The sequence below is a fragment of the Roseateles sp. FW305-36 genome (genome assembly GCF_058787015.1).
In genome coordinates this window covers 80,139-105,501 of the sequence record NZ_JBYSZK010000020.1, presented here as the reverse complement: position 1 = coordinate 105,501, position 25,363 = coordinate 80,139, and the positions used below count along the sequence as shown (strand labels likewise).

At 67.9% G+C, this 25,363-nt stretch carries 25 protein-coding genes and 2 tRNA genes; 22 read left to right on the top strand and 5 right to left on the bottom strand.

Going from position 1 to position 25,363, the window contains the following annotated elements; translation table 11 throughout:
• The first annotated feature begins 54 nt into the window (after positions 1 to 54).
• The 5 genes from AC3WOE_RS27585 (at position 55) to AC3WOE_RS27565 (ending at position 3,317) form a co-directional block, all read left to right on the top strand.
• Complete coding sequence (locus AC3WOE_RS27585; RefSeq protein ID WP_492695166.1) at positions 55 to 1,062, top strand: DNA polymerase III delta subunit-related protein; 1,008 nt, start codon at positions 55 to 57, stop codon at positions 1,060 to 1,062.
• Positions 1,063 to 1,122: 60 nt separating this feature from the next.
• Complete coding sequence (locus tag AC3WOE_RS27580) at positions 1,123 to 1,515, top strand: PilZ domain-containing protein (protein WP_492695204.1); 393 nt, start codon at positions 1,123 to 1,125, stop codon at positions 1,513 to 1,515.
• A 21-nt stretch (positions 1,516 to 1,536) separates the two neighbouring features.
• Positions 1,537 to 2,322, top strand: a complete 786-nt coding sequence (locus AC3WOE_RS27575) for a TatD family hydrolase (protein WP_492695164.1) — start codon at positions 1,537 to 1,539, stop codon at positions 2,320 to 2,322.
• Positions 2,319 to 2,975, top strand: coding sequence for an ankyrin repeat domain-containing protein (locus AC3WOE_RS27570; RefSeq protein WP_492695161.1), 657 nt, complete (start codon positions 2,319 to 2,321; stop codon positions 2,973 to 2,975). The genes AC3WOE_RS27575 and AC3WOE_RS27570 overlap by 4 nt, the downstream gene beginning before the upstream one ends.
• A 117-nt stretch (positions 2,976 to 3,092) precedes the next feature.
• Positions 3,093 to 3,317 (top strand): hypothetical protein, encoded by a 225-nt coding sequence (locus AC3WOE_RS27565; protein ID WP_492695159.1) that lies wholly within the window; start codon positions 3,093 to 3,095, stop codon positions 3,315 to 3,317.
• Between the two features lie 50 nt (positions 3,318 to 3,367).
• Here the strand turns inward: AC3WOE_RS27565 and efp are convergent, their stop codons facing one another.
• Positions 3,368 to 3,922, bottom strand: a complete 555-nt coding sequence (efp, locus tag AC3WOE_RS27560; protein WP_492695157.1) for an elongation factor P — start codon at positions 3,920 to 3,922, stop codon at positions 3,368 to 3,370.
• An 84-nt stretch (positions 3,923 to 4,006) separates the two neighbouring features.
• Positions 4,007 to 5,035, bottom strand: coding sequence for an elongation factor P maturation arginine rhamnosyltransferase EarP (gene earP / locus AC3WOE_RS27555; protein ID WP_492695155.1), 1,029 nt, complete (start codon positions 5,033 to 5,035; stop codon positions 4,007 to 4,009).
• A gap of 139 nt (positions 5,036 to 5,174) precedes the next feature.
• Between earP and uvrC the strand changes: the two genes are divergently transcribed.
• The 10 genes from uvrC (at position 5,175) to AC3WOE_RS27505 (ending at position 13,650) form a co-directional block, all read left to right on the top strand.
• The gene (gene uvrC, locus AC3WOE_RS27550; RefSeq protein WP_492695202.1) at positions 5,175 to 7,067 is read left to right on the top strand and encodes an excinuclease ABC subunit UvrC; all 1,893 of its coding nucleotides are present in this window, start codon (positions 5,175 to 5,177) and stop codon (positions 7,065 to 7,067) included.
• 98 nt (positions 7,068 to 7,165) lie between these two features.
• Complete coding sequence (locus AC3WOE_RS27545; protein WP_492695153.1) at positions 7,166 to 7,681, top strand: hypothetical protein; 516 nt, start codon at positions 7,166 to 7,168, stop codon at positions 7,679 to 7,681.
• Between the two features lie 66 nt (positions 7,682 to 7,747).
• Positions 7,748 to 8,314, top strand: coding sequence for a CDP-diacylglycerol--glycerol-3-phosphate 3-phosphatidyltransferase (gene pgsA, locus AC3WOE_RS27540; protein ID WP_492695151.1), 567 nt, complete (start codon positions 7,748 to 7,750; stop codon positions 8,312 to 8,314).
• Positions 8,315 to 8,539: 225 nt separating this feature from the next.
• Positions 8,540 to 8,812: an HU family DNA-binding protein gene (locus AC3WOE_RS27535; RefSeq protein ID WP_056201680.1), complete on the top strand. Its 273-nt coding sequence runs from the start codon at positions 8,540 to 8,542 to the stop codon at positions 8,810 to 8,812.
• Positions 8,813 to 8,837: 25 nt separating this feature from the next.
• Positions 8,838 to 8,913 (top strand) — tRNA-Val (locus AC3WOE_RS27530).
• Between the two features lie 104 nt (positions 8,914 to 9,017).
• Positions 9,018 to 10,931 carry a SurA N-terminal domain-containing protein gene (locus AC3WOE_RS27525; RefSeq protein WP_492695149.1) on the top strand — a complete coding sequence of 638 codons (1,914 nt, stop codon included), beginning with the start codon at positions 9,018 to 9,020 and terminating at the stop codon, positions 10,929 to 10,931.
• 28 nt (positions 10,932 to 10,959) lie between these two features.
• Positions 10,960 to 11,035, top strand: a tRNA-His gene (locus AC3WOE_RS27520).
• Between the two features lie 244 nt (positions 11,036 to 11,279).
• Positions 11,280 to 12,143: a transglutaminase-like domain-containing protein gene (locus AC3WOE_RS27515; protein WP_492695147.1), complete on the top strand. Its 864-nt coding sequence runs from the start codon at positions 11,280 to 11,282 to the stop codon at positions 12,141 to 12,143.
• A gap of 43 nt (positions 12,144 to 12,186) precedes the next feature.
• On the top strand, positions 12,187 to 13,191 hold the full coding sequence (locus tag AC3WOE_RS27510; protein WP_492695145.1) for a sensor histidine kinase: 1,005 nt from the start codon (positions 12,187 to 12,189) through the stop codon (positions 13,189 to 13,191).
• A 42-nt stretch (positions 13,192 to 13,233) separates the two neighbouring features.
• Positions 13,234 to 13,650: a hypothetical protein gene (locus AC3WOE_RS27505; protein WP_492695143.1), complete on the top strand. Its 417-nt coding sequence runs from the start codon at positions 13,234 to 13,236 to the stop codon at positions 13,648 to 13,650.
• A gap of 167 nt (positions 13,651 to 13,817) precedes the next feature.
• Here AC3WOE_RS27505 and AC3WOE_RS27500 read toward each other — a convergent pair whose 3' ends face one another.
• Together AC3WOE_RS27500 and AC3WOE_RS27495 are read right to left on the bottom strand one after the other, a co-directional pair.
• Complete coding sequence (locus AC3WOE_RS27500) at positions 13,818 to 14,273, bottom strand: hypothetical protein (RefSeq protein WP_492695141.1); 456 nt, start codon at positions 14,271 to 14,273, stop codon at positions 13,818 to 13,820.
• 102 nt (positions 14,274 to 14,375) lie between these two features.
• Positions 14,376 to 14,843 carry an Lrp/AsnC family transcriptional regulator gene (locus AC3WOE_RS27495; RefSeq protein WP_492695140.1) on the bottom strand — a complete coding sequence of 156 codons (468 nt, stop codon included), beginning with the start codon at positions 14,841 to 14,843 and terminating at the stop codon, positions 14,376 to 14,378.
• Positions 14,844 to 14,971: 128 nt separating this feature from the next.
• On the opposite strand from AC3WOE_RS27495, the gene AC3WOE_RS27490 reads away from it, so the two are divergent.
• The 6 genes from AC3WOE_RS27490 to xopAW all read left to right on the top strand — a co-directional run bounded on the left by AC3WOE_RS27490 (position 14,972) and on the right by xopAW (position 22,900).
• Entirely contained in the window at positions 14,972 to 17,215 is a 2,244-nt protein-coding gene (locus AC3WOE_RS27490) for an aminotransferase class V-fold PLP-dependent enzyme (protein WP_492695138.1), read from the top strand.
• Positions 17,216 to 17,350: 135 nt separating this feature from the next.
• Positions 17,351 to 17,785, top strand: a complete 435-nt coding sequence (locus AC3WOE_RS27485; RefSeq protein ID WP_492695136.1) for a MarR family winged helix-turn-helix transcriptional regulator — start codon at positions 17,351 to 17,353, stop codon at positions 17,783 to 17,785.
• A 65-nt stretch (positions 17,786 to 17,850) separates the two neighbouring features.
• Positions 17,851 to 19,356 (top strand): DHA2 family efflux MFS transporter permease subunit, encoded by a 1,506-nt coding sequence (locus tag AC3WOE_RS27480; protein ID WP_492695134.1) that lies wholly within the window; start codon positions 17,851 to 17,853, stop codon positions 19,354 to 19,356.
• 5 nt (positions 19,357 to 19,361) lie between these two features.
• A complete protein-coding gene (locus AC3WOE_RS27475; RefSeq protein ID WP_492695132.1) occupies positions 19,362 to 20,828 on the top strand; it encodes an efflux transporter outer membrane subunit in 1,467 nt (488 codons plus the stop codon).
• A gap of 3 nt (positions 20,829 to 20,831) precedes the next feature.
• Entirely contained in the window at positions 20,832 to 21,998 is a 1,167-nt protein-coding gene (locus AC3WOE_RS27470) for an HlyD family secretion protein (protein WP_492695130.1), read from the top strand.
• A 185-nt stretch (positions 21,999 to 22,183) separates the two neighbouring features.
• The gene (xopAW, locus tag AC3WOE_RS27465) at positions 22,184 to 22,900 is read left to right on the top strand and encodes a XopAW family type III secretion system calcium-binding effector (RefSeq protein ID WP_492695128.1); all 717 of its coding nucleotides are present in this window, start codon (positions 22,184 to 22,186) and stop codon (positions 22,898 to 22,900) included.
• Here xopAW and AC3WOE_RS27460 read toward each other — a convergent pair.
• On the bottom strand, positions 22,890 to 23,981 hold the full coding sequence (locus tag AC3WOE_RS27460; RefSeq protein ID WP_492695127.1) for an NAD(P)/FAD-dependent oxidoreductase: 1,092 nt from the start codon (positions 23,979 to 23,981) through the stop codon (positions 22,890 to 22,892). The two genes, xopAW and AC3WOE_RS27460, sit on opposite strands and share 11 nt — an antisense overlap.
• A 156-nt stretch (positions 23,982 to 24,137) precedes the next feature.
• Between AC3WOE_RS27460 and AC3WOE_RS27455 the strand changes: the two genes are divergently transcribed.
• The gene (locus AC3WOE_RS27455; RefSeq protein ID WP_492695125.1) at positions 24,138 to 25,346 is read left to right on the top strand and encodes an MFS transporter; all 1,209 of its coding nucleotides are present in this window, start codon (positions 24,138 to 24,140) and stop codon (positions 25,344 to 25,346) included.
• Positions 25,347 to 25,363 lie beyond the last annotated feature (17 nt).

The window sequence follows — 25,363 nt, the reverse complement described above, 5'->3', positions numbered from 1 at the left end:
CACTGCCCCCCGAGGGGGCGCGTCGGCGCCTACGGGCGGCCGGGCGACGCCGACATGCTGAACGCCGATCTCCCCTGGCTGCAGGCGCCGTTGGCCGATGCGCTGGCGCGGGCGCGCTCGCATGCCCTGCTGGTGCAGGGGCCGGCCGGCGTCGGCCAGCTGGAACTGGCCGTCAAGCTGGCCCAGAGCTGGCTGTGCGAGAACCGCGGCGAGGCCCAGCCCGCCTGCGGCCATTGCGCCAGCTGCAAGCTGTTCGCCAGCGGCACGCATCCCGACTTCCAGCTGCTGATGCCCGAGGCGCTGGATGCCGCGGCGCGCGAATCTCTCGGCCTGCCTTTCGAAGAGCCGGATGCCCCCAAGGCCGGCAAGGCCAAGCCCAGCAAGGAGATCAAGGTCGAGGCGGTGCGCAACCTGCTCGCCTTCGCCCAGGCCACTTCGGCGCGCGGCAAGGCCAAGGTCGTCGTCATCTTCCCGGCCGAGGCCCTGAACGGCATCGCGGCCAATGCGCTGTTGAAGACGCTGGAGGAGCCTTCGGGCCTGCTGCGCTTTGCGCTGGCCAGCCACGACAGCGCCGCGCTGCTGCCCACCATCCGCAGCCGCTGTCAGCCCTTGCCGCTGCCGCTGCCCGAGCGCAGCGCCGCGCTGGCCTGGCTGGCGTCCAAGGGCCTGGACGGCGCTGAAGGCCTGCTCGATGCCACTGGCGGCCGTCCCCAGCAGGCCTTGGCTTGGCACGAGGCCGGCCTGACCGATGCGACCTGGCAGGCCCTGCCCAAGCGTGTGGCCCGTGGCGAAGTGGCGGCCCTGTCGGATTGGGCGCCACCGCGCGCCATCGATGCCCTGCAGCGCCTGTGCCATGACCTGTTGCGCCGCAGCCATGGCCGGCCGGGCCAGTTCTTCGCCGCCGCCTCTCTGCCTTCGCCCAAGCGCCCGGCGCCTTTGCTGGCCTGGGACGCCGAGCTGCGCCGCGCCTCCCGGCATGCCGATCACCCCTTGAATGCCAGCCTGTGGATCGAGGCCCTGATCGCCCAGGCCCAGGCTGCCATCGCGGCGGCGGCGCGCTGACTACACTCGAGCCTCATGAGCGAACCCACCTCCAAGTCTCCGAATTTCCATCCCAGCCAGATGAGCGGCAATCTGCCTCTGCCCACGGTGACGGGTGCCGGGACTGCGTCCGGGGCGCGACCCAGCGTCATCCAGCTGGTCTTCCGCGAGAAGTCGGCTCTGTACGCCGCCTATATCCCCGCCTTTGCGGATGGAGGCCTGTTCGTGCCGACGACGCGCGACTACAAGCTCGGCGAAGACGTCTATCTGCTGCTGGCCCTGCCCGAGGACAACCAGCGCTATCCCGTCGCCGGCAAGGTGGCCTGGCTGACACCGGCCAATGCGTCGGGTGGCCGCACCCAGGGCGTGGGCGTGCGCTTCCCCGGCGACGAGAAGACGCGGCTGATCCGTGTCCGCATCGAGGAGATCCTCGGCACGGCGATTTCCTCGAGCAAGCCGACGCAGACGCTCTGATTCCTTCCCGATCCCGGTTCGATGTTCGTTGATTCGCATTGCCATCTCAGCTTCCCCGAGCTGAAGCAGAACCTGCCCGCCATCCTGGCCGACATGCGGGCTGCCCAGGTCGAGCAGGCCATCTGCATCTGCACGCAGATGGAGGAATTCGAGGCCGTGCATGCGCTGGCCCTCGAGAACGCCCAGTTGTGGGCGACGGTGGGCGTGCACCCCGACACCGAGGACATGCGTGAGCCCGGCGTCGACGAGCTGGTGAAGCTGGCGGCGCTGCCGCGCATCGTCGCCATCGGCGAGACAGGGCTGGACTACTACCGCCTGAACGGCCGCAGCGTCGAGGACATGGAGTGGCAGCGCGAGCGCTTCCGCACCCACATCCGCGCCGCCAGGCAGGCGGCCAAGCCCCTGGTCATCCACACCCGCTCCAGCGCGGCCGACACCCTGCGCGTGCTGGACGAGGAGGGCGGCGAGCAGGCGGGTGGCGTCTTCCACTGCTTCACCGAGACGGCCGAGGTGGCCCTGGCGGCGGTGGAGCGCGGCTACTACATCTCCTTCTCCGGCATCGTCAGCTTCAAGAACGCCCAGGACCTGCGCGACCTGCTGAAGCTGCTGCCGCTGGACCGCGTGCTGATCGAGACCGACAGCCCCTATCTGGCCCCCGTGCCCTATCGCGGCAAGACCAATTCGCCGGCCTATGTGCCCCATGTGGCCAAGGCCGTGGCCGATGCGGTCGGCCTGCCGGTGGAGGAACTGGCGGCACGCACGACGGCGAACACGCGGCGGCTGTTCGGCCTGCCTGCAGCGGCATGAAAAAGAGCTGGATCGCCGCGCTGGCCCTGCTGGCGGCAAGCGCCGCGGGTGCCGCGCCCATCGACGATTTCGTCATCGCCGCCGAGATGAACGATGGCCGTGCCGTGCTGGGCCTGCTGCTCAAGGGCATCGACCCCAACCAGGCCGATTCGCGCGGCCGCAAGGCCCTCTTCATCGCGCTGCGCGAGGACTCGCTGCGCGCGCTGGACAGCCTGCTGGCTTCGCCGCTCACGCATGTCGACGAGCCCAATGCCCAGGGTGAGACGCCGCTGATGATTGCCGCCATCCGCGGCTCGCTGCCGGCGGCCCAGGCCCTGGTGAAGCGCGGCGCTTCCGTCAACCGCCCGGGCTGGACGCCGCTGCACTACGCCTGCAGCGGCCCCGACAACGGCGTGGCCGCCTTCCTGATCGAGCAGGGCGCCGAGCTGAACGCGCGCTCCGAGAACGGCACCACGCCGCTGATGATGGCGGCGCGCTATGGCAACAGCGACCTGGTGCCCCTGCTCATCAAGGCCGGCGCCGAGCCTCGCGCGGCCAACGAGCAGGAGCTGACGGCGGCCGACTTTGCCCAGCGGGGCGGCCGCGACCTGATGGCCACGGAGCTGCGCCGCATCATGGCGGAACGCCAGCGCGGGGCGGCAAGCGCCAAATAGTTCTCGCCCGGAGGGCCGTGTAGGGAAAAGTCTTACAGCGCCTAGCGCGCTGAGCCGACTTTTTCGAAACGCACCGGCTGCCTACAGTGGAGTCATCGTCAAACAACGAGGCCCACCATGCTGTCCACCATCCCGAATCTGGCTGATCCCTTCGCCATGCTGATCGCCCCCGAGCAGGTGATGAACGCCATCGAGCGCTCGGACCGCCTGGCCCGCCTGGCCCGCCGCGTCTACCGCCCGCTGGACCGCCCCTGGATCCCGGTCAAGGGCAGCGCCGCCGATTTCGACAGCGAGATCGACGCCGAACCCGAAGTGCCCGATCTGTCGGACGACGCCGAATAAACAAAAACGCCCGCTGATGCGGGCGTTTTGCATGAGGCCGGAGCCGTCCCTCAGACGCGCTTGCGGTACTCGTGGGTGCGGGTGTCGATTTCGATCTTGTCGCCGTTTTCGACGAACAGCGGCACGGCGATTTCGAAGCCGGTGCCCTTCAGGCGTGCGGGCTTCATGACCTTGCCCGAGGTGTCGCCCTTGACGGCCGGCTCGGTCTCGATTTCGCGAACGACGCTGGTGGGCAGTTCGATCGAGATGGCCTTGCCGTCATAGAAGGTCACTTCGACGGCCATGCTGTCTTCCAGGTAGGACAGGGCGTCGCCCATGTTCTCGGACTCGACTTCGTACTGGTTGTACTCGGTGTCCATGAAGACATACATCGGGTCGGCGAAGTAGGTGTAGGTGCAGTCCTTCTTGTCGAGGATGATCTGCTCCATCTTGTCGTCGGCCTTGAAGACCAGCTCGGCGCCGGCGCCGTTCAGCAGGTTCTTCATCTTGATGCGCACGGTGGCTGCGCCACGGCCGCCACGGCTGTATTCGGTCTTCAGGACGACCATCGGGTCCTTGCCCTGCATGATCACGTTGCCGGCGCGGATTTCTTGAGCGAGTTTCATGGGGGTCTCTCAGGCTTGAATCAGGAGCTGCGCACCAGACTCCAGCGGATTTCATCCCGGTTTGGCGCGGCAAAGCCCGTTATTCTAGCTGGAAACCCCTAAGAATCCCTGCAGCTGCGTCAGCAGATCGGGCTGCATCGCCAATTGCGCACGCCACCGCGGCGCGTGGGCAGTGGCTTCGTCCAGGCCGGCAAGTCGCGCCGGCAGGGCGTTCAGACCATTCCAGCCGCGCCAGACGGCGCGCCAGGCCTCGGGCAGACCGGCACGCGCCATGAAGGCCTCCAGCTTGGCGTGATGAGCGTCGTCATCCTGTGGGTAGATATGCCAGACAAAGGGCTTGCCGGCCCATTGGGCGCGCACGAACGAATCCTCGCCGCGCACGAAGTTCAGGTCACAGGCCCACAGCAGCCGGTCGTAGTCGTCCTGGGGCAGATAGGGCAGGGCGATGCCGCGCAGGCCGGGGCGTGGCGTGATCAGCTGCTGCAGCGGTCCCGGGCAGGCCAGCACCAGCGTCGGCTGCTCAGCCAGCGCGGCGAGCAGGTCTGGCAGGCCGGTGTTGGCATAGGCGAACAGGCTGACGACACGCTCACCCTCCTCGGGCGCCCAGCCGCGCGCGGCCAGCCAGGCGGGGCCGTCGAAGGCCGAGATGCGATCCAGCAGGCCGGGCTCGCGCAGCAGGCCGCCGGTGCGGGGCGTGAAGCCGGGGTAGAAGAAGTGCTTGGTCAGCCCCGCGCCGGGGCCGTGGAACTGTGGCGAGGCGAGGCCGTGGCTGCGTTCCACGTAGTCCTCGGCGCTGAGGTATTCGAGGTTGATCCAGCGCGGGGCGGGCTGGCGGGCGGCCATGCGGGCGATGAAGAAGGCCGGCAGTTCGCAGCCGAAGGCCTCGATGACGACATCGCCCGGTGTCGCCTGCGCATCGTCCTCTGGCCAGGGGCGGATCTCGACACCGTGGCGCCTGTCGGGCCGTTCAGGCGCCATCCAGGCCAGTGCGGAGGCGTCGTCCACCCAGAGCCTGGCCTGCTCCCCGCGTGCGACCAGGTCGCGCGCCAGGCGCCAGCAGACGCCGAGGTCGCCGTGGTTGTCGATGACGCGGCAGAAGATGTCCCAAAGCATGGGCGAATTCTCCCAGGCCACAATTCCCCGCATGTCGAGTACGACCCCTCCCAACACCGAAGCAGGTGATCAGCAGCAGGCCGAATGGGCGGCCGAACGCGCCGCCATCGAAGCGGCCGAGAAAAAGCGCGCCATTGAAATGGAGGCCGCCGCCCGCGAGGCCCGCGAGCGCCTGCAGGCCGAAGTCAATGCGCTGCCCGCCCTGCCCGGCGTGTATCGCTATTTCGACGCCCGCGACGAGGTGCTCTATGTCGGCAAGGCCAAGGACCTGAAGCGCCGCGTCAGCAGCTACTTCCAGAAGAACCACGGCGGCACGCGCATCGGCATGATGGTGGCGCGCATCGCGCGCATGGAGACGACCGTCGTGCGCACCGAGGCCGAGGCCTTGCTGCTGGAAAACAACCTGATCAAGACGTTGAACCCGCGCTTCAACATCCTGTTCCGCGACGACAAGAGCTACCCCTATCTGAAGATCACCTCGCACGCCTGGCCGCGCATGGCCTATTACCGCGGCTCGGTGGACAAGCGACATCAGTATTTCGGGCCCTTCCCGAGTGCCTGGGCGGTCAAGGAATCCATCCAGCTGATGCAGAAGGTATTCAAGCTGCGCACCTGCGAGGACAGCGTCTTCAACAACCGCAGCCGGCCCTGCCTGCTGCACCAGATCAAGCGCTGCTCCGGGCCCTGCGTGCCGGCCGGCCAGACCGGCGAGTACGCGCGCGATGTGCACAGCGCCGAGCGCTTTCTGCGCGGCGAGACCGACGAGGTCATGGCTTCGCTGCAGGAGCAGATGATGGGCTACGCCGAAGCGCAGCGCTACGAGCTGGCGGCCGAGGTGCGCAACCAGATCCAGGCCCTGTCCAAGGTGCTGCAGCAGCAGGTCATCGAGGAGAGCAGCGCCACCGGCCGCGACCGCGACGTGGACATCCTGGCCGTCAAGGTGCAGGGCGGCAAGGCCTGCGTGAACCTGGCCATGGTGCGCGGCGGCCGGCATCTGGGTGATCGTGCCTTCTTTCCCAAGCATGTCGACGACGCCACGGCCATCCAGCTCGACGACGAAGAGAAGTTGTCACCTGAGCGACAGGTGCTCGAGGCCTTCATGGCCCAGCACTACCTGGCCTCGCCGGTGCCCGGCCTCATCATCGTCAGCGATGGGGTGGACGTCGGCTTGGCCGACGCGCTAGGCAGTCAGGCCGGCAGCCGCGTGACCGTGCAGGCCCAGCCGCGCGGCCAGCGCCGCATCTGGCAGGAGATGTGCATCAAGGGCGCCGAGCTGGCGCTGGCGCGTCTGCTGGCCGAAGAGGGCTCGCAGCAGGCGCGCACCCGGGCCATGGTCGATGCGCTGGACCTGGCGCCACCCGAGATCGACAAGTTCCGCGTTGAATGCTTCGACATCAGCCACACCGCGGGCGAGGCGACCATGGCCAGCTGCGTCGTCTTCGAGAACCACCAGATGCAGAGCAGCCAGTACCGGCGCTACAACATCGAGGGCGTGACCGGCGGCGACGACTACGCCGCCATGCGCCAGGTGCTGACGCGGCGCTACAGCAAGATGGCGGAGGCCGCCCAGCTCGGCACCGGCCGCCTGCCGGACCTGGTGCTGGTGGACGGTGGCCGCGGCCAGGTCAGCATGGCGCGCGAGGTCTTCGAGGAGCTCGGCCTGGACCTGAGCCTGATCGCCGGCGTCGAGAAGGGCGAAGGGCGCAAGGTCGGCCTGGAAGAACTGGTCTTTGCCGATGGCCGCGAGAAGGTCTACCTGGGCCGCGACTCGGCGGCGCTGATGCTGATCGCCCAGATCCGCGACGAGGCTCACCGCTTCGCCATCACGGGCATGCGCGCCAAGCGCGCGGCCACGCGCACCGGCGGCTCGCGGCTGGAGGACGTGCCCGGCGTCGGCCCGAAAAAGCGTGCCCAGTTGTTGCAGCGTTTCGGTGGCGTGCGCGGCGTCGCGGGGGCCAGCGTGGACGAGTTGTGCAGCGTGAAAGGCATCTCTCGAGAACTCGCCGAAGAGATTTACCGCGCGTTGCACTGAACTACAGGTCAATTGGCGCCGGCGAGACATTCGTCGCACATCGAGCGGAACGCGAAGGCGAACAATCCATGCCACTGGAGGGACTCATCTTGCGCACCATGCACCGTCTGAAGCGGACTGCCCGCTGGCTGATCGGCCCGCTGCTGGCCGGTTGCGCCGCGACGCCGCGCGCCCCTGAGCCAACGCCCGGGCCGGCTCGAACCTCGCCTTCCGTTTCGGCGCCGGCACCGCTGCCGTCGCCCGCCGTCACGGCCGCGCCCAAGCCCGCCGGCCTGCCGCCGCCCAAGGCGGTGCGCACCCATGACGAGTTGCGCCGCCAGGCCGCGGAGCGCATGGTCATGGCCAACCCCGAGGGCAGCTTCATGACGCAGGCGCCCACGCATGTGCTGAGCGTGGTGGTGCTGGAAGTCGAGGTCAAGGCCGACGGCAGCGTGCGCCGGGTCAACGTCATCCGCAAACCCAGATTCGCGCCGGAAACCCAGCAGCTGGCCATCGACGCCGTCTACCGTGCCGCGCCCTTCGGCGACGTGCGCCGCATGCCCGAGCCCTGGAAGTTCACCGAAACCTTCCTCTTTGAAGAAGACCGCCGCTTCAAGCCGCTCAGCCTGAACTGAGGGTTGCCCACCACAATCGCGCCCCGGCGCACAGGAAGAGGGCGTCGACATGGGCACAATGCCGGCATGTTCCTGACGCTGCCGACTCTGCTGACCTGGGCCCGCATCGTGGCCATCCCGCTGATCGTCGGCGTCTTCCACTTGGAGCTGGCGCCGGCGCACCAGAACCTGTTCGCCACCGTTCTCTTCGTCGTCGTCGCATTGACCGACTGGCTGGACGGCTATCTGGCGCGCAAGCTCAACCAGACCTCCTCCTTCGGCGCCTTCCTCGATCCGGTGGCCGACAAGTTCCTGGTCTGCTCGGCCCTGCTGGTGCTGCTGGAACTCGGGCGCGTCGACGCCTTCGTGGCGCTTGTCATCATCGGTCGCGAGATCGCCATCTCGGCCCTGCGTGAATGGATGGCCCAGATCGGCGCCTCGCGCAGCGTGGCCGTCCACATGGTCGGCAAGCTGAAGACGACGGTGCAGATGGTCGCCATTCCCTTCCTGCTCTATGACGGCCGGCTGTTCGGCCTGATTCCGACGCGGCTGTGGGGCACCTGGCTGATCTATGCCGCCGTCGTGCTGACCATCTGGTCCATGGTCTATTACCTGCAGAAAGCCCTGCCGGAAATCCGCGCCAAGGCCCGCTAGGACGATGTTCCGGCGCACGCCGGACACCGAGTTGTATCGGGACTTTTCCCGCCCCGCCCACCGCCTGACGCGCGTCTAGAATCCGCTTCCCCGCGCGCGCCTTGGCCGCCAGCAGTCGGCCTTCCACAGGCTGCGCAGTGCGCGGGACCGACATCTGCATCGCAGTCCGGCGCCAGCCAAGGCGCAGGGCTCAACAGTCCGCTGAATCGTCATGAGGGGGCACGAGTGAACAAGTCCGAATTGATCGAGCACATCGCCAAGCAGGCCGACATCTCCAAGGCTGCTGCAGGCCGCGCGCTCGAAGCCGTGATTGGCGGCGTCAAGACGACGCTGAAGAAGAACGGCACCGTTTCGCTGGTGGGCTTCGGCACCTTCAGCATCACCAAGCGCGCCGCGCGCGCCGGTCGCAACCCTCGCACCGGTGACACCATCAAGATCAAATCGGCCAAGGTGCCCAAGTTCAAACCCGGCAAGGCCCTCAAGGACGCCGTGAACTGAACCTTCGGCCGGTACCGGTTTTTCCGGGCGCTTAGCTCAGTTGGTAGAGCACCTCCCTTACACGGAGATTGTCGGCGGTTCGAGCCCGTCAGCGCCCACCACCCGACCCACAGGCGGCGTCAGCCGTCTCGCATTTAGAATGCGGCTCCCTCGAAGGCGAACCTCGGTTCGCCTTCGTCGCGTTTGATCCTCAAGGCTCCTCGAGATGTTTGAATTCGTTCGCCAGCACAACCGCCTGTTCCAGTTCCTGTTGATGCTGCTGATCCTGCCGTCCTTCGCCATGGTCGGCATGCAGGGCTACACCAGCATGATGGGCGGCGCCAACACGGGCGTGGCGTCCGTCGATGGGCGCAAGATCACCCAGGCCGAGTGGGAGGTGGCCCAGCGCGAGCTGGCCCAGCGCATCCGCAGCCAGAACCCCAATGTCGACCCCAAGCTGCTCGACACGCCGGAAGCGAAGCGCCAGGCGCTCGAGAACCTGGTGACCGAGCGCACCCTGCAGGCCGCTGCCAACCACCAGCATTTCACTGTCAGCGACGAGCGCCTGGACACGCTGTTCAAGCGCGACCCGCAGTTCGCCTTCATGCGCAACCCCGATGGCTCGGTCAACAAGGCCATCCTGGCCGCCCAGGGCATGAACTCGGCGATCTTCCTGGAGAAGCTGCGCCAGGACATGTCGTTGCGCCAGGTCACGTCGGGCATCGAGTCCTCCGCCGTTGCCGCCAACGCCAACGCCAAGCTCGCCTTCGACTCGCTGCTGCAGCAGCGTGAAGTGCAGTTGCAGCGCTTCGACATCAAGGACTTCGCCGCCAAGATCAATCCGGGCGACGCCGACATCGAGGCCTTCTACAAGGAGCCGGCCAACGCTGCCAAGTTCCAGCTGCCCGAATCGGCCCAGATCCAGTACGTCGTGCTCGACCTGGAAGCGCTGAAGAAGGACGTCAAGTTCAGCGAAGACGACCTGCAGAACTACTACAAGGAAAACGCCGCGCGCTACGGCGTGCCGGAAGAGCGCCGCGCCAGCCACATCCTCATCAAGGCGGAACGCAGCGCCCCCGCCGCGGAGCGCGCCAAGGCCAAGGCCAAGGCGGAAGAAATCCTGGCCCAGGTCCGCAAGAACCCGGGCGAATTCGCCGCCCTCGCCAAGAAGAATTCCCAGGACGAAGGTTCGGCCGTCAACGGTGGCGACCTCGACTTCTTCAGCCGTGGCGCCATGGTCAAGGAGTTCGACGCCGCTGTCTATGCGATGAAGCAGGGCGAGATCAGCAACCTGGTCGAGACCGACTTCGGCTATCACATCATCCAGCTGACCGGCACCCGCGGCGGCGACAAGAAGCCCTTCGAGGCGGTGCGCGCCGAGGTCGAGAACGAGGTTCGCAAGCAGCTCGCCCAGCGCCGCTACTCCGAGGCCGCCGAGCAGTTCGGCAACCTCGTCTACGAACAGTCCGACAGCCTGCAGCCCGCCGCTGACAAGCTCAAGCTGCAGGTCCAGACCGCCACCGTGCAGCGCCAGCCCCTGCCGGGCGCCGCGGGTCCGCTCGCCTCGGCCAAGCTGCTGGAGGCCGTCTTCGGCAACGACGCGCTGCGCAACAAGCGCAACACCGAGGCCGTCGAGACCGGCCCCAGCCAACTCGTGTCGGCCCATGTCGTCCAGCACAACCCGGCCCGCGTGCCGCCGCTGGCCGACGTCAAGGACAAGGTCCGCAGCCAACTGGTCCAGAAACTCGCCTCCGAGCAGGCCAAGAAGGCCGGCGAAGCCCGCCTGGCCGCGTTGAAGGCCAATCCTGCCGACACCGCCGGCCTGGAAGCTGCCGTCGCCGTGTCGCGCGCCAAGCCGCAGAACCTGACGCGCGCCCAGCTCGAAGCCGTGCTCGGTGCCGATGCCACCAAGCTGCCGACGGCGGTCGGTGTGGCCGCGGACGATGGCGGCTATGTCGTGGCCCGCATCAACCAGTTGCAGCCGCGTGACGCCACCGTCATCGACGACAAGCGCGCAGCCCAGCAATACGCCGGCGCCTGGTCCCGCGCCGAAGGCCAGGCCTATCTCGCCGCGCTGAAGTCGCAGTACAAGGCCGCCATCAAGGTCGAAGCGCCGGCCTCGGCAGCCAGCGCACCCTGATTTTTAGGCTATACTCTTTGGCTCTGCGGTGGCTGTAGCTCAGTTGGTAGAGTCCAGGATTGTGATTCCTGTCGTCGTGGGTTCGAGTCCCATCAGCCACCCCATAAGAACATTTCATGTGAACGCATGAAGACGCAAAAGCCCCAGGCGCATCAAGCACTTGGGGCTTTTTTCATGTCCGGGCGACTCACGTCCGCCCATGGCAGCGCAGGGGAGCAAGGGGCACATTTCGGCGGCGGCGGCCCCACATCCAGAAAGAGCGTAAGGTAGGGCTCATTTGGAGCACCTTATGAAGCCTCGCGCTTGGCCAGAGCCATTGGCAGCAGGTCGCACACCTGCGAGTCGAAAATGATCCGCCTCGAGATCGCGCTCGAACTCAATTACGTCATCTCCGAACCCGGCTGCGACTTCATCTTCAACATCCATGCTGCCAGCACTCCGCGCCAGCTGGTGCTGGAGGAATTGCTGACGCTGAGCCAGGACCAGCCTGCTCGCGTTGAGATGGAGCCCGTCACCCGCAACCGCTACCTGCGCCTGCAGGCACAGGCCGGACCATTGAAGGTGGCCTACCGTGCTGCGGTCGACCTCATGCATCACGTTGCCACGCCGGGCGACGTGGCCGAGGTGCCCGTCGCGCGGCTGCCGGCCGACGTGCTGGGCTACATCTACCCCAGCCGCTATTGCCAGTCCGACCGGCTGCATCGCCTGGCCATGCGGGAGTTCGGCCAACGCTGGCAGGGCTACGGTCGTGTGCAGGCAATCCGGGACTGGGTGCTGGAGCGGACGACTTTCACGTCCAATACGTCGGACTCCAACACCTCGGCAATCGATACGTTGCTGGACCAGGTGGGCGTGTGTCGCGACTTTGCTCATCTGATGATTGCGCTATGTCGCGCCATCAACATCCCGGCGCGCTTCGCCACCGGCATCGACTACGGCGCCGACCCAGCCCTCGGCCCGACCGACTTCCACGCCTATGTGGAGGTTTATCTCGGTGACTGCTGGTACATCTTTGATCCTTCCGGGACTGCCATCCCGATGGGCTTCGTGCGTTTCGGCACCGGGCGCGACGCCGCCGATGTGGCCTTTGCCACCATCTTCGGCACGGTCAACTCCGGCGCACCGGTCATCAGCATCAAGGCGGTGGCGGGCGCCGATGGCCAGTTGCGGATGCCGTACCACAGCACCGACGCCATATCCACGGACGGGTGACGCAGCCGTGACAATCCGCGCTGTCCTCGCCCGCCATCCCGTCTTGGTACCCATTGCCTGCGCGGCGGCAGTGACCGTGGTGCTGGTGGGCGAGAACTCCTACTGGCAATCAGAAGGTGTGCTCGCCAAACTCAGCGAACTGCGCTCTGGTGCGGCCAAGCTGGAAGACCTGCGCGCTGCCCCATCTGCGCAGCAGACCGACATCCACCGCACACTGCTGCTCAACCGCATCGGCGTGGCGGCGCTGAGCGTGGCCAGCCTGGCGGCGCTGTTCCTTTATCTCCGCCGCGGTCTCGCGGCGGAGGAACAGCGTGAGCGCGAGAAGCACGAGCGCCAGCGCCTAGTGCAGATCGAGCGCGAGCGGCTGGAAGTCGAGGTCGCGCGCCGAACGGAACAGCTCGTCAAACTGGCGCAGCACATCGAAACGGCGCGCGAGGAGGAAAGGGCCCGGCTGGCTCGCGACCTGCACGACGAGATGGGTTCGCTGCTCATCTCCGCCAAGCTTGATGCCGCGCGCATCCGCACGCGCGTCACTCGTCTCGCGCCCGAGGCGCTTGAGCCGCTCACTCAGCTGATTGAGAAGCTCAACAGCGGCATTGCGCTAAAGCAAGACATCATCGAGAACTTGCGCCCCTCCACCCTCGGCAACCTAGGCCTGGCGTCCACGCTGGCCATACTGGCCGGTGAGTTCGCTAGGCGCGCTGGTGTCCAGGTGCACTGCTCGCTGTCGCCGGTGCGGCTTGGGGCGAACGCCGAACTTGTCGTCTACCGAGTGGTTCAGGAAGCCATCACCAACGTCAGCAAGTACGCGGGCGCACGCAATCTGTGGATGAGTCTCACCCTCGCACGCGGGCAGGCCGAACTCATCGTGCGGGACGACGGCATCGGCTTCGACACCGATGCAATCAAGAACTCGACCTACGGTCTGTTGGGGATGCGGTTCCGGGTCGAAGCGGAGCGCGGTACCTTGTCAGTCGAATCTGCGCTGGATCAAGGGACGTTGATCCGGGTGAGATTGCCCGCGTTGACCGAAGCCAAAGTGGCTTGATGGCGCAAAGCGCATACTCAGGCTCCACTGAAGGAGAGCCGCATGGACGTAGTAACCGCCACGTATGAAGGGCGCGCCTTCGTTTGCCGGGTCTCTGGCGCCGGTCCTTACTTCGGGCACTACCGCTTCACGGGCGAGGACCTGGGCGGAATGGCCTGGGTGGTACTGCCAAAGCCCTGGCCCAGTGAGCAACTGGCTTGCGATGACGCTGGCCGGGCGGCTCACTTCGCTATCGACGTTGAGAACTACGACGGTGCGGCTACTCGCGCTATCAAGGCCGCAGCTGTGGTGATGACACTGAGCTGCAATGCTTCAGGCTGGCTGGCCGCGGTTCAAGCGCAGCGCATCGCTGCCAATGAACGCGATGCCCTTGAGGAGAGGCTGTTGGGCGCAAAGGAGCGCCATTGGCCGGATATTCAGGTGCGTGGCGGCGGGCCGGTGCCGCTGCGCTGCCAGTAGGGGAACAGATCGGGGAACGATCAGCGCCAACGCATTTGGAAGCGAGCATTGGCGTGGCCTGCATTGAACTGTTCAATCTCCATCAGCCCCAAATAAAACAAGGGCCTGGAAGCGAAAGCTTCCAGGCCCTTTGCGTTTCTGGGCGCCGCCAGACAGCGGCTCAAGCCTCAGCGCATCGTGTAGCCACGCCCATCCATGCAGGCCTCGACGGCGCGCTGGAAGACGCTGGCGTCGGACATGGCGGCCTGCTGGGTGGTCGCCCAGCGGTTGCATTCACGGCTGTCACCTTCCAGTTGCGCAGCGCTCTGGCCGTTGCGCGGATAGATGACGGGCACGGCGCGCGACGGAGCCGGCTGCGTGTAAACCGGTTGCACGGGCTGCACATAGACCGGTTGCGGCGGTGGGGGCGGTGGGGGCGGCACATAGACCACCTCGCGGTCGGCTTGGCTGGCCAGAGCGATCAGAGGCACGGCCACGGCCAGGCCCAAGACCAGGCCGCCCAGACCGACGCCGTGATGGTGGTGATAGTGGCGCGGTCCGTCGTAATAGCGGGGGCCGGCGCTGGCCAGGCCTTGGGCAGCCAGCAGGGCGAGGACAACGGAGGCGCGAACAAGGGTCTTCATGGCGAACTCGCTCAGGTCGAATGCGGTGAACTTAACGCCGCGGTGCCTGCATGGTGTACTGCGGCCACCCGCAATTTGCAACACCCCGTAGCAAAAGGGGTGTCAACCGACATACCCCAGCGGCAGCGCCGTCGTCAGCTTGAGTTCTTCCATGGCGAAGCTGGAGCTGACGTCGCGCAGCTCGGTGCCGGCGATCAGGCGCTTGTAGACCCTGTCATAGGCGGCGATGTCGGGCACCACCACGCGCAGCAGGTAGTCCACGTCGCCGCTCATGCGATAGAACTCGACCACCTCGGGAATGGCCTGCACGGTGGCCTTGAAAGTTTCGAACCAGTCCTGGCTGTGCGTGTTGGTGCGCACCGAGACGAAGACGGTCACGCCGACATTCACCTTCTGCGCGTCCAGCAAGGCCACCTGGCGGGTGATGACGCCAGCCTCCTTCAGGCGCTGGATGCGTCGCCAGCAGGGCGTCGTCGACAAGCCGACCTGTTGCGCGATCTCGGCCGTCTGCAGTTCGGCATTCTGTTGAAGGATGTCGAGGATGCGAAGGTCGATGGAATCCAATTTCATGGATTTGATGATACGCAGCATTGGGTGCTCGATTTGGACGCTGCCAGGCGGGCTGGCGCAACCCATTTCCGGCCCGGGCTGGCAACAATACCCGCCAGCGCATTTCAACGCCGCAGCGGCTCCGCCCCATGGAAATCTATCTCGACGCCAACGCCACCACGCCCGTCCTGCCCCAGGCTCGCGAGGCCGCGCTGGCCGCGATGGCCGAGGACTTCGGCAACCCCAGCAGCATCCACGGCACCGGCCTGAAGGCGAGGGCGCTGATGGACGGGGTGCGCGGCCGCGCCCGGCGCGTGCTGGGCGCCAGCACCGGCAAGCTGCTCTTCCTCAGCGGCGCGACCGAAGGCATCCAGACGGCCGTGCTGTCGGCGCTGAGCGCCCTGCGCGACCGCCCGCAGCGTCCTGAGCTGCTGCTCTACGGCGCCACCGAGCACAAGGCCGTTCCCGAAGCCATCAAGCACTGGAACGCCTTGCTCGGCCTGAACCTGCAGGTGCTGGCCATTCCCGTCAGCCGCGATGGCCGCCACGACCTCGCCTGGCTGCGCGAGCATGCACCGCGCGCCGGCCTGGTGTGCACCATGGCGGCCAACAACGAGACCGGCGTCATCAGCGACCTCGACGGCATCGAACAGGTGCTTTCTGGCAGCTCGGCCCTGTGGATGGTGGACGGCGTGCAGGCCCTGGGCAAGCTGCCGCTGCGCCTGGCAGAACGCCGCATCGACTACGCGCCTTTCTCGGGTCACAAGCTCTACGCCCCCAAGGGTATCGGCCTGCTCTATGTGCGCGAAGGCGCGCCCTTCACGCCGCTGCTGGCCGGTGGCGGCCAGGAAGGCGCGCTGCGCTCGGGCACCGAGAACATGTCCGGCATCGCGGCCCTGGGCGCGGTGCTGGCGGCGCTGGAAGACGGCAAGACCTTCCGCGACCACGCCACGCTGGTTGCCTTCCGCGACCGCCTCGCCGCCGCTCTGCAGCAGACCTTTCCCGGCCTGGTCTTCAACGCGCCGCCCGAGCTGAGCCTGCCGACGACGCTGAACTTCGCCGTGCCCGGCATCAGTTCCAAGCTGCTGCTGGACCTCTTCGACGCTGCCGAACTGCGCGTCAGCGGTGGCTCGGCCTGCAGCGCCGCCAAGGCCGCGCCCAGCTATGTGCTCGAAGCCATGGGCCTGCCGGCCTGGCAGACCGCCTCGGCGGTGCGCATGTCCTTCGGCCCGGTGGCCGATGCGGCCTTCATCGAGGAGGCCTGTGCCCGCATCCGCATCTGCGGCGAGTCGCTGCGTGAATCCTGCCTCGACCCGAACGCCACCGGCCAGGCCCTGCCGGCCGATGGCCTGACGCGCTTCATCGTCGACGGCGCCTGCTGCTATCTGCTGGCCGATGCCGCCAGCCGCCGCGCCGTTGTCGTCGACCCGCTGCCCGAACTGACGGAGAGACTGGCCCAGTGGCTGCGTTGCCAGAACTACGAGCTGGCCGCCGTGCTCGACACGCACAGCCACGGCGACCATGCGTCATCGGCGCCCGAACTGGTCGCCGCCGCGGGCCAGGCGCGCGGCGAGGTCGACGGCCTGGGCTGGCCGCGCGGTGTCGACAAACTCGAACTTGGTGCGCTGAAGCTGAGCCGCGTGGCCATTCCCGGCCACACCCAGGACTCGACGGCCTATTTGCTCAACGACGCCGCCGGCCTGCGCCTCGCTTTCGTCGGCGACACCGTCATGCCCGGCGCTCTCGGCCGCAGCGACTTCGAGCAGAGCGCGCCGCAGGACTACGGCAGCTCGCTGCGCCGCCTGCAGCAGACCGTTGGCGCGAACACGCTGCTGCTGCCCGGCCATGACTATGACGACCGCTTCGCCAGCACCCTGGCCGTCGAAGCCATCGCCCAACCACTGCTGGGCGACGTGCTCAACGGCCGCGTCGACGACGCCGGCTTCGCGGCCGCCAAGGCCCAGCTGGAGCAGGGCCTGGCGCTGACCGAATACCAGACCGTGGCCTGCGGCGCCCGCGTGGACAGCGCCTGCCCGCTGGCGTCCAGCGAGCTGAGCCTGGCCGCGCTGACCCAGCTGACGCGCGAGCATCCCGGCCTGGTGCTGGTGGACGTGCGCGAGCCCTATGAGCAGCGCCTGGGCCAGCCGCCCGAGCTGGGCGCCGCCGTCAGCCGCGAGGCGGTGGCGCTGTCCGGCCTGCCGAACGCGCTGGCGCGCTGGATGGCCCTGCCGGTCGGCACGCCCGTCGTCTTCTTCTGCCGCAGCGGCAACCGCAGCGCCCAGGCCGCCCAGGCCCTGCGCCGGTTGGGTCATCAGCAAGCCTGGAGCCTGAGTGGCGGCCTGGCCCTGTGGCCGCGCATCACCGCTGCGGCCGACGCGGCGTTCGCGATCTGACGCCCACTCCGGCCTGATCGCATCGGCCCCGCCTCGGCGGGGCTTTTCATTTCTTGATTTGCAAGTCGACAGCCGATCTCGCTAAAATTCATTAGCCAACTAACGATTGGTTGGTAAACGAATAGGACGCGAACCATGACCTCGACGGAAGAACGCTTCTCGATGGCGCTGCACAACACGGCGCGCATCTGGCGCCAGGGCATCGACCGCCGGTTGAAAGACGTGGGCGTGGGCCAGGCCGGCTGGATGGCCATCGCCAACATCGCCAAGTCCAAGGAGTCGCTGTCGCAGATCGAGCTGGCCAACCGCCTCGGCGTTGAAGGCCCGTCGGTCGTCGCCCTGGTGGACCGCCTGGTGAAGGCCGAACTGGTCGAGCGCGTGCCGTCGGAGACCGACCGGCGCATCAAATACGTGGTGCTGACCGAGGCCGGCCAGGCTCTCTACGTCGAGGTCAAGGCCGTCGCCGACGCCTATCGCAAGGAGATGCTGGCCGGCATCGACAAGGCGGTGCTGGAAGCCGCGGCCGACCTGCTGGAGGCGTTGCAAGCCCGCGTCGAGGCCAGCCTGTGACGACAGCCACCCTCCAGGCCGCCGCAAGTCGACCGGGTTCAGCGGCGCCGGAAATCAACCGCGTCATGATCACCGTGTCGATCATGCTGGCGACCATCATCCAGGCGCTGGACGGCACCATCGCCAACGTCGCGTTGCCGCATATGCAGGGCAATCTGTCGGCCTCGCAGGACCAGATCACCTGGGTGCTGACGTCCTTCATCGTCGCGTCGGCCATCACCATGCCGCTGACCGGTTGGCTCTGCGATCGCTTCGGCCAGAAGACCATCTTCCTCGCCTCCATCGGCGGCTTCACCATCGCCTCGGTGCTGTGCGGCATGGCCGGCAATCTGACCGAGATCGTGCTCGCCCGCTTCATCCAGGGCGTGTTCGGCGCGGCCCTGGTGCCGCTGTCGCAGGCGGTGCTGCTGGACATCAACCCGCGCGAGAAGCATGGCCAGGCCATGGCCGTCTGGGGCATGGGCGTCATGATCGGCCCCATCCTCGGCCCCACGCTGGGTGGCTGGCTGACCGACGCCTACAACTGGCGCTGGGTGTTCTTCATCAATGTGCCGGTCGGCGCCATGGCCTTCTACGGCGTCTGGAAGTACATCCATGGCGCCCAGGCGCCGCGCAAGATGCGCTTCGACCTGTTCGGTTTCGCGACCCTGTCCCTGGCCATCGGCGCACTGCAGATGCTGCTGGACCGTGGTGAGCAGAACGACTGGTTCGCTTCGCGCGAGACCTGGATCGAGGCCCTGCTGCTGGCCATCAGCTTCGCCTACTTCGTCGCCCACACGGCGCTGCGGCCGGCCGGCCAGTCCTTCTTCGACTACCGGTTGCTGAAGAATGGCAACTACGTGACGGGCCTGCTCTTCATCGCCATCGTCGGCATGGTGCTGTTCGCCACCCGGGCGCTGACGCCGTCAATGCTGCAGGGCTTGATGGGCTATCCGGCAGCCATTGCCGGCCTCGTCACCGCACCCAGCGGCCTGGGCACCATGGTGGCCATGCTGGTGGTCGGCAAGCTGGTCGGCAGGGTGGACGTGCGCTATCTGCTCGCCGTGGGCTTTGCGCTGACGGCCTTCTCGCTGTGGCAGATGAGCCAGTACACCCTGGTGCTGTCGCGCAGCGACATCGTCTGGCCCGGCATCATCCAGGGTATCGGCCTCGGCCTGGTCTTCGTGCCGCTGAGCACGGCCACCTTCGCCACCTTGTCGCCGCAGATGCGCGCCGACGGCACCGCCATCTACAGCCTGGTGCGCAACATCGGCAGCAGTGTCGGCATCGCCCTCGTGCAGGCCTTCCTGACGCGCAATGTGCAGGTCGCCCATGCTTCGCTGACCGAGCACATCAATATCGCCAACCCCATGCTGCAGGACCCGACCGTGACCGCGGTCTACGGCTCTGGCGGCGTGGCCGGCGCCACCCTTCTCAACGCCGAGATCACGCGGCAGGCCTCGATGCTGGCCTATATCGACGACTTCTGGATGATGTTCCTCGTCACGCTGGCCATCATCCCGCTGCTGCTGCTGATCCGCCCTCCCAAGGCCCAACCCGACCCCACCGCCAACCACGCGGCGCTGGAGTGATGCGCATGCTGTCCCGCCTCAACCCTCTGAACCACACCTTCGCCCTGACGGTGCTGATGGCCACGCTGTCGGCCGTGCTGCTTTGCTCCTGCATCAGCATCCCGCCCGAGTCCCACGCGGTCGCGCTGCCCGATGCCAGCACCGTCGAACTGCCGGCCGACATCAAACTCGCCGGTGCCAACGCCTGGCCCGGCGATCGCTGGTGGACACGCTATGGCGACACGCAGCTCGATGCCCTCGTCGACCGCGTGCTGCAGGCCAGTCCCTCGCTGGAAGCCGCCGCGGCCCGCGTCAATGCGGCGCAGTCGACCCTTGCCGTCACGCGCGCTGCCGCGGGTGCCGAGGCCGGCGTGACGGCCGATGCCAACCGCCAGCGCTACTCAGCCAACGGCCTGTTCCCGTCGCCCATCGGCGGCGGCACCTTCAACGACTTCAACCTCAAGCTGCAGGCCCGCTACGACTTCGATCTCTGGGGCCGCAACCGCGCCCAGGTCGCAGCCGCTGCGGGCGAGGAGTTCGCCCGCAAGGCCGAAGCCGCCCAGGTGCGCCAGGCTCTGGCCGGCTCGGTGGCGCGCAGCTACTTCGAGCTGCAAGGCCAGTGGGCCCTGGCCGCCAACCTGCGCGAGCAGGCCGCCGCCCAGCAGGCGCTGATCGACGACAAGGCCCGCCGCGTGGCCCATGGCCTGGCCTCGTCCGACGAGCACCGCGCCGAGGCTGCCAAGCTTGCGGAACTGCGTGCCCGCATCGCCGAGGCCGAAGCGTCTGCGATCGGCCAACGCGAGGCCCTGCGCGCCCTGCTGGGCCATGGCGAGGACGCGCTGGCCGCATTGCAGCCGCGCGCCTTGCCCGCCGACAACGCATCGCTGCCGCCTCACCTCGGCTACGAGCTGCTGGCCCGCCGCCCCGACCTGCAGGCCGCGCGCTGGCGCGTCGAGGCGTCCATGAACCGCGTCGACGCGGCCAAGGCCGCCTTCTACCCCGACATCAATCTCGCCGCCTCCATCGGTCTCGACGCGTTGAGCTTGCCCAATTTGTTGAAGACTGCCAGCCGCACCTTCTTCGCCGGCCCTTCGCTGGCGCTCCCCCTGTTCAGCACCGGCACGCTGAAGGGCCAGCTCGGCCAGACGCGCAGCTCGCGTGACGAGCTCATCGCCGACTACGACCAGCGCGTGCTCGACGCGGTGCGCGACGTGGCCCAGGCCGCAGCCGCGCTGCAGGGCCTGTCCGCGCAAGCCACGCAGCAGCACGAAGCCGCCACGCTGCTCGAAGCCCAGCATCGCAGCGCCCAGGCCCGCCAGCGCCAGGGCCTGGCTGACCGCGCCAGCACCGTGCAGGCCGGCCTGGCCCTGTTGCGCGAGCGCCAGGCCGAACTTCAACTGACCAGCCAGCGCCTGCAGACCGAAGTCGCGCTGACGCATGCCTTGGGCGGTGGCTTCCATGCCGAAGCGCCCGCCGCCATTTCCTGGAACTGAACCATGTCCACCACCGAACCCCTTGCTCCACCCCCGCTGGAGCGCAAGCGCCACTGGGCCCTCGTCGGCATCACGGCCCTCTTCGTCATCGCCGGCGTGCTCTACGCCATCTACTCGGCCCTGGTGCTGTCCAAGCGCGAGGAGACCGACAACGCCTATGTCGGCGGCAATATGGTCACGCTGTCGTCCCAGGTCACCGGCAACGTCGCCGAGATCCGCGCCGACGAGACCCAGCTGGTGCAGGCCGGCGCTGAGCTGGTGAAGCTCGATCCGGTTGATGCCGAAGTGGCCCTGGCCCAGGCCGAGGCGCGCCTGGGCGGTGCCGTGCGTCAGCTGCGCGAACGCTATGCCGGCGTCCCTCAGTACGAAGCCACCGTCGAATTGCGCCGTCAGGACCTGAAGCGCGCCCAGGACGACCTGGCCCGCCGCCAGCCGCTGGCGGCCGACAACACGCTACCGGCTGAAGAGGTCGCCCATGCCCAGCAGGCCGTCAAGAGCGCGCAGGCCGCGCTGGAAGTGGCGCAGCGCCAGGTCGATGCGTCACGCGCCGGCGTGCAGGGCGTGGCCCTGGCCCAGCACCCCAGCGTGCTGGCCGCGCGGGCCGACTATGTGCAGGCCTGGCTGGCCCTGCGCCGCAATGCCGTCGTGTCGCCGGTGTCGGGCTATGTCGGCAAGCGCAGCGTGCAGGTGGGCAGCCGCGTCATCCCGGGCACGGCGCTGATGTCCATCGTGCCGCTGGAGCAGCTCTGGGTGGATGCCAACTTCAAGGAGTCCGAGCTGCGCAACATCCGCGTCGGCCAGGCGGCCACGCTGGAAGCCGATACCTATGGCGGCAAGGTCGAGTACCACGGCAAGGTGCTGGGCCTGTCGCCGGGCACGGGCAGCGCCTTCTCGCTGCTGCCGGCACAGAACGCGACCGGCAACTGGATCAAGGTCGTGCAGCGCGTGCCGGTGCGCATTGCGCTGGACCCGGCCGAGCTGCGCGAGCACCCGCTGCGCATCGGCCTGTCCATGGACGTGAGCGTCGACACGCACGACACCGGCGGCGCCGTGCTCGGCGCGCCGGCCCCCGCCACGCCGGCCTATTCGACCCAGGCCCTGCAACAGCCGCTGCAGCAGGCCGAGCACGCCGCCGACGCCATCATCGCGAAGCAGTCGGCCAAGGGCTGAAGAGCGCCCTCATGGGAATTGCAAGAACTGGGCAGCCATCACCGCCCAGTTCGCGCTTTGGAACCCCGCTTTGTGTCTGTCCGGACACATGGCGCATACGAAGGCCTTACTCACGCTTTCAAGAATGAATCGTCCCGCCGCAACAGGGCCGCGGGGCGATCCACAACCCTTGAAAGGAGTAGCCAATGAGCACGATCAGCGGCCTGGGCGGTGCCAACCGGTCCTGGGAAACCAACTCGAACCGCCGAGCCGAGCACGAGGCCAAGATGTTCGCCAAGGTGGACAGCGATGGCAGCGGCAGCGTCGACGCCACCGAGCTGGCGGCCATGCTGGAAAAGGGGCCTCTCAGCGCCGAGGCCGGCAACAGCGCCGAGCTGTTGAAGAAGATGGACAGCGACGGCAACGGCAGCCTCTCCAGCGACGAGCTGAGCCAGGGCATGCGCGACCTGATGCCGCCGCCGTCGTCGACGATGGATTTCGCGCAGTCGCGTGGTGCGGCCAACGACGAAGGCGGCGACAGCGACCTGTTCGCCAAGCTCGACACCGACGGCGACGGCCAGTTGTCCAAGGCCGAGTTCGAGGCCGGCAAGGCGCAGCGGCATGAAGGGGGGGCGCATGGTGCAGGCGGCCCGCCGCCGGCGGCTGCATCCGGCGGCAGCAGCTCCACCAGTTCGACGTCCACGACTTACGACCCGCTTGACGTCAACCAGGACGGCACGGTGTCGCAGATCGAGAGGCTGGCCGGCCAGCTGAAGGAGCTCGCGCAAACGGCGGGTTCCGATGGCAGCCAGAGCAGTGCCAACAGCGATATCGCCGCGTTGGCGCAGAAGCTCTACGACCAGCTCAGCAAGAACTGGTTGCAGGCTTCCAGCACCGACTCTCAGCTCAGCGTCACGGCCTGAGCAACCGGGCAGCGACCTCTTCTGCCAAGGCCAGGGAGGCCGTCAGCCCGGGTGATTCGATGCCGAAGAGCTGCACCAGGCCGGGCGCGGCGCTCTCGATGCAGAAGTCCGCCGCCGCTTCGCCGGGGCCGGTCAGCTTGGGTCGGATGCCGCTGTAGGCCGGCTGCAGCGCGCCTTCGGGCAGGCCCGGCCAGTAGCCTCGCACCTCGGCCTCGAAGGCCGGCGCCAGGGTCGGGTCGACGGCGTAGTCCAGCGTGGCCGGGTCGGTGTCGGGCAGCCATTGCACGTCCGGCCCGAAGCGCGCCTGGCCGCCCAGGTCCAGCGTCAGGTGCACGCCCAGGCCGCCGTCCACCGGCAGCGGGTAGATCAGCCGTGAGAAGGGCGCCCGGCCGGCCAGCGAGAAGTAGTGGCCGCGTGCAAAGCGCAGCTTGGGTGCCGGCGTACCGAGGGATTCGGCCACCTGCGCAGCGAACAGCCCGGCCGCGTTGATGACGCAGCGCGCGCCCAGCTCGAAGTCTTCGCCGCAGCGCAGCGTCCAGGCGTCGCGGTCGCGCCCACCGCCCGTGACCGGGCTGGCCTGGGCCAGCGTCGCGCCGGCGTTCTCGGCGTCGGCCAGCAGCGCGGTCATCAGCCCATGGCTGTCGACGATGCCGCTCGATGGCGACAGCAACGCGCCGGCGGCGTTCAGCGCCGGCTCCAGGGCCAGCGTCTGCGCGCGGCCGAGCAAGCGCAAGTCATCGACGCCATTGGCTGCTCCGCCGGCGGCGATCTTCTGCAGCCGCGGCAAATCGGCTTCACGCGTCGCGACGACCAGCTTGCCGCAGCGACTGTGCGCAATGCCGCGCGCTTCGCAGTAGTCGTAGAGCAGGGCCTTGCCACGCACGCAAAGCCTGGCTTTCAAGCTGCCTGCCGGGTAGTAGAGGCCGGCGTGGATGACCTCGCTGTTGCGCGAGGAGATGCCCGTGCCGATGGCGCCCGCGGCCTCGATGACGACGACCTCGCGCCCGCGCAGCGCCAGCTCGCGCGCGATGGCGAGGCCGACGACGCCGGCGCCGATGACGGCAATATCCACCTGGTCCATCACCGCAGTGTGCCTTGCCTAGAATGGCCGCCGTGCTGCGGTGGTTGCCGCGGCATCGTCTCGCCGAGGGGTGCTGCGACGGAGGCCATGACGCTTCCGCCACGCTCGACCGGGACGTCAGATCAAGGGCGCCCTCTGTGAAGAAGAGGCTCCCTCATGCATTCCCCTCCCGCATCCCCGTCCGCTTCCATACGAACCATCCTGCCGCTGGCCTTCGTCACCGGCGTCAGCATGGCCGCGATGGACCTCTATCTGCCGGCGGTGCCTGCCTTGCAGACCGGCATGGGCATCAGCGTGCCGCTGGCCCAGGCCACGGTGGCCGTCTATCTCGCCGGCCTGGCCGGTGCCCAGCTGTTGTGGGGTGAACTGCTGAACCGCCTCGGCCCGCGGCTGTGCATCCAGGTCGGTCTCATCCTGCTGGTGCTGACCAGCCTGGGCTGCGCGCTCGCGCCCAACATCGAGATGCTGCTCGTGCTGCGGCTGCTGCAGGGCGTGTCGGCCGCAGCGGCCACCGTGGTGGCGCCGACCGTCGTGCGCGCGACGCTGGCGGATGCCGATGTGGTGCGCGGCATCGCGGCCATCTCCATGGTCGAGGCCATTGTGCCCGCGGCCGGGCCGGTGATCGGCGCGCTGCTGCTGCGCATGACCGACTGGCGCGGCACCTTCTGGGTGCTGGCCGCGCTGGCCCTGCTGGTGCTGCCCTGGGTGGTGAAGATCGCGCCGCGCAAGCTGCCGGGTCTCGACATGAAGCACGACGCGGGCTACCTCGGCATCCTGCGCAACCGCAGCTATCTGCGCCTGGCGGGTTCGCATGCGCTGTGCATAGGCGCGCTGCTGACCTTCCTCGCCAGTGCGCCGCAGTTGCTGCAGCACACCCTCGGCTTGGGCACGGCGGCCTTCGCGCTGCTGCAGGTGCTCGGCGTCGGCTCCTTCATGCTGGGGGCCTCGCAATCGGGCAAGCTGGCGAAGCGCTTGGGTCATGCGCGTGTCGTGAGGCTGGGCAGTGTGGCGCAGCTGGTGGCCTGCACGCTGGCCCTGCTGCTGGCCGGAGCGGGGCAGCAACTGCCTTACGCCGTCGTGGCGGCCTACTGGATGTGCTTCTGCGGCGCGCTGGCCATCCGCGGGCCGGCCACCTTTGTCGATGCCCTGGCCTTGCCGCCGGCGCAGATGGGCCGCGGGACCGCCCTGCTGGTGCTGGCCTTGCTGGCCGCCGGTGCGCTGGGCACGCAGCTGGTGGCGCCTTTCCTCGGGCACGCGGACAGCGCCGTGCCGGTGTTTGCCGGCGTGCTGCTGCAACTGCTGGCCAGTGCGGCCCTGGTTTGGCGCTACCCCGTCCTGCGGCGCGCTGAGGCGATCGCAGCCTAAGGACTCGGCCCAATGGC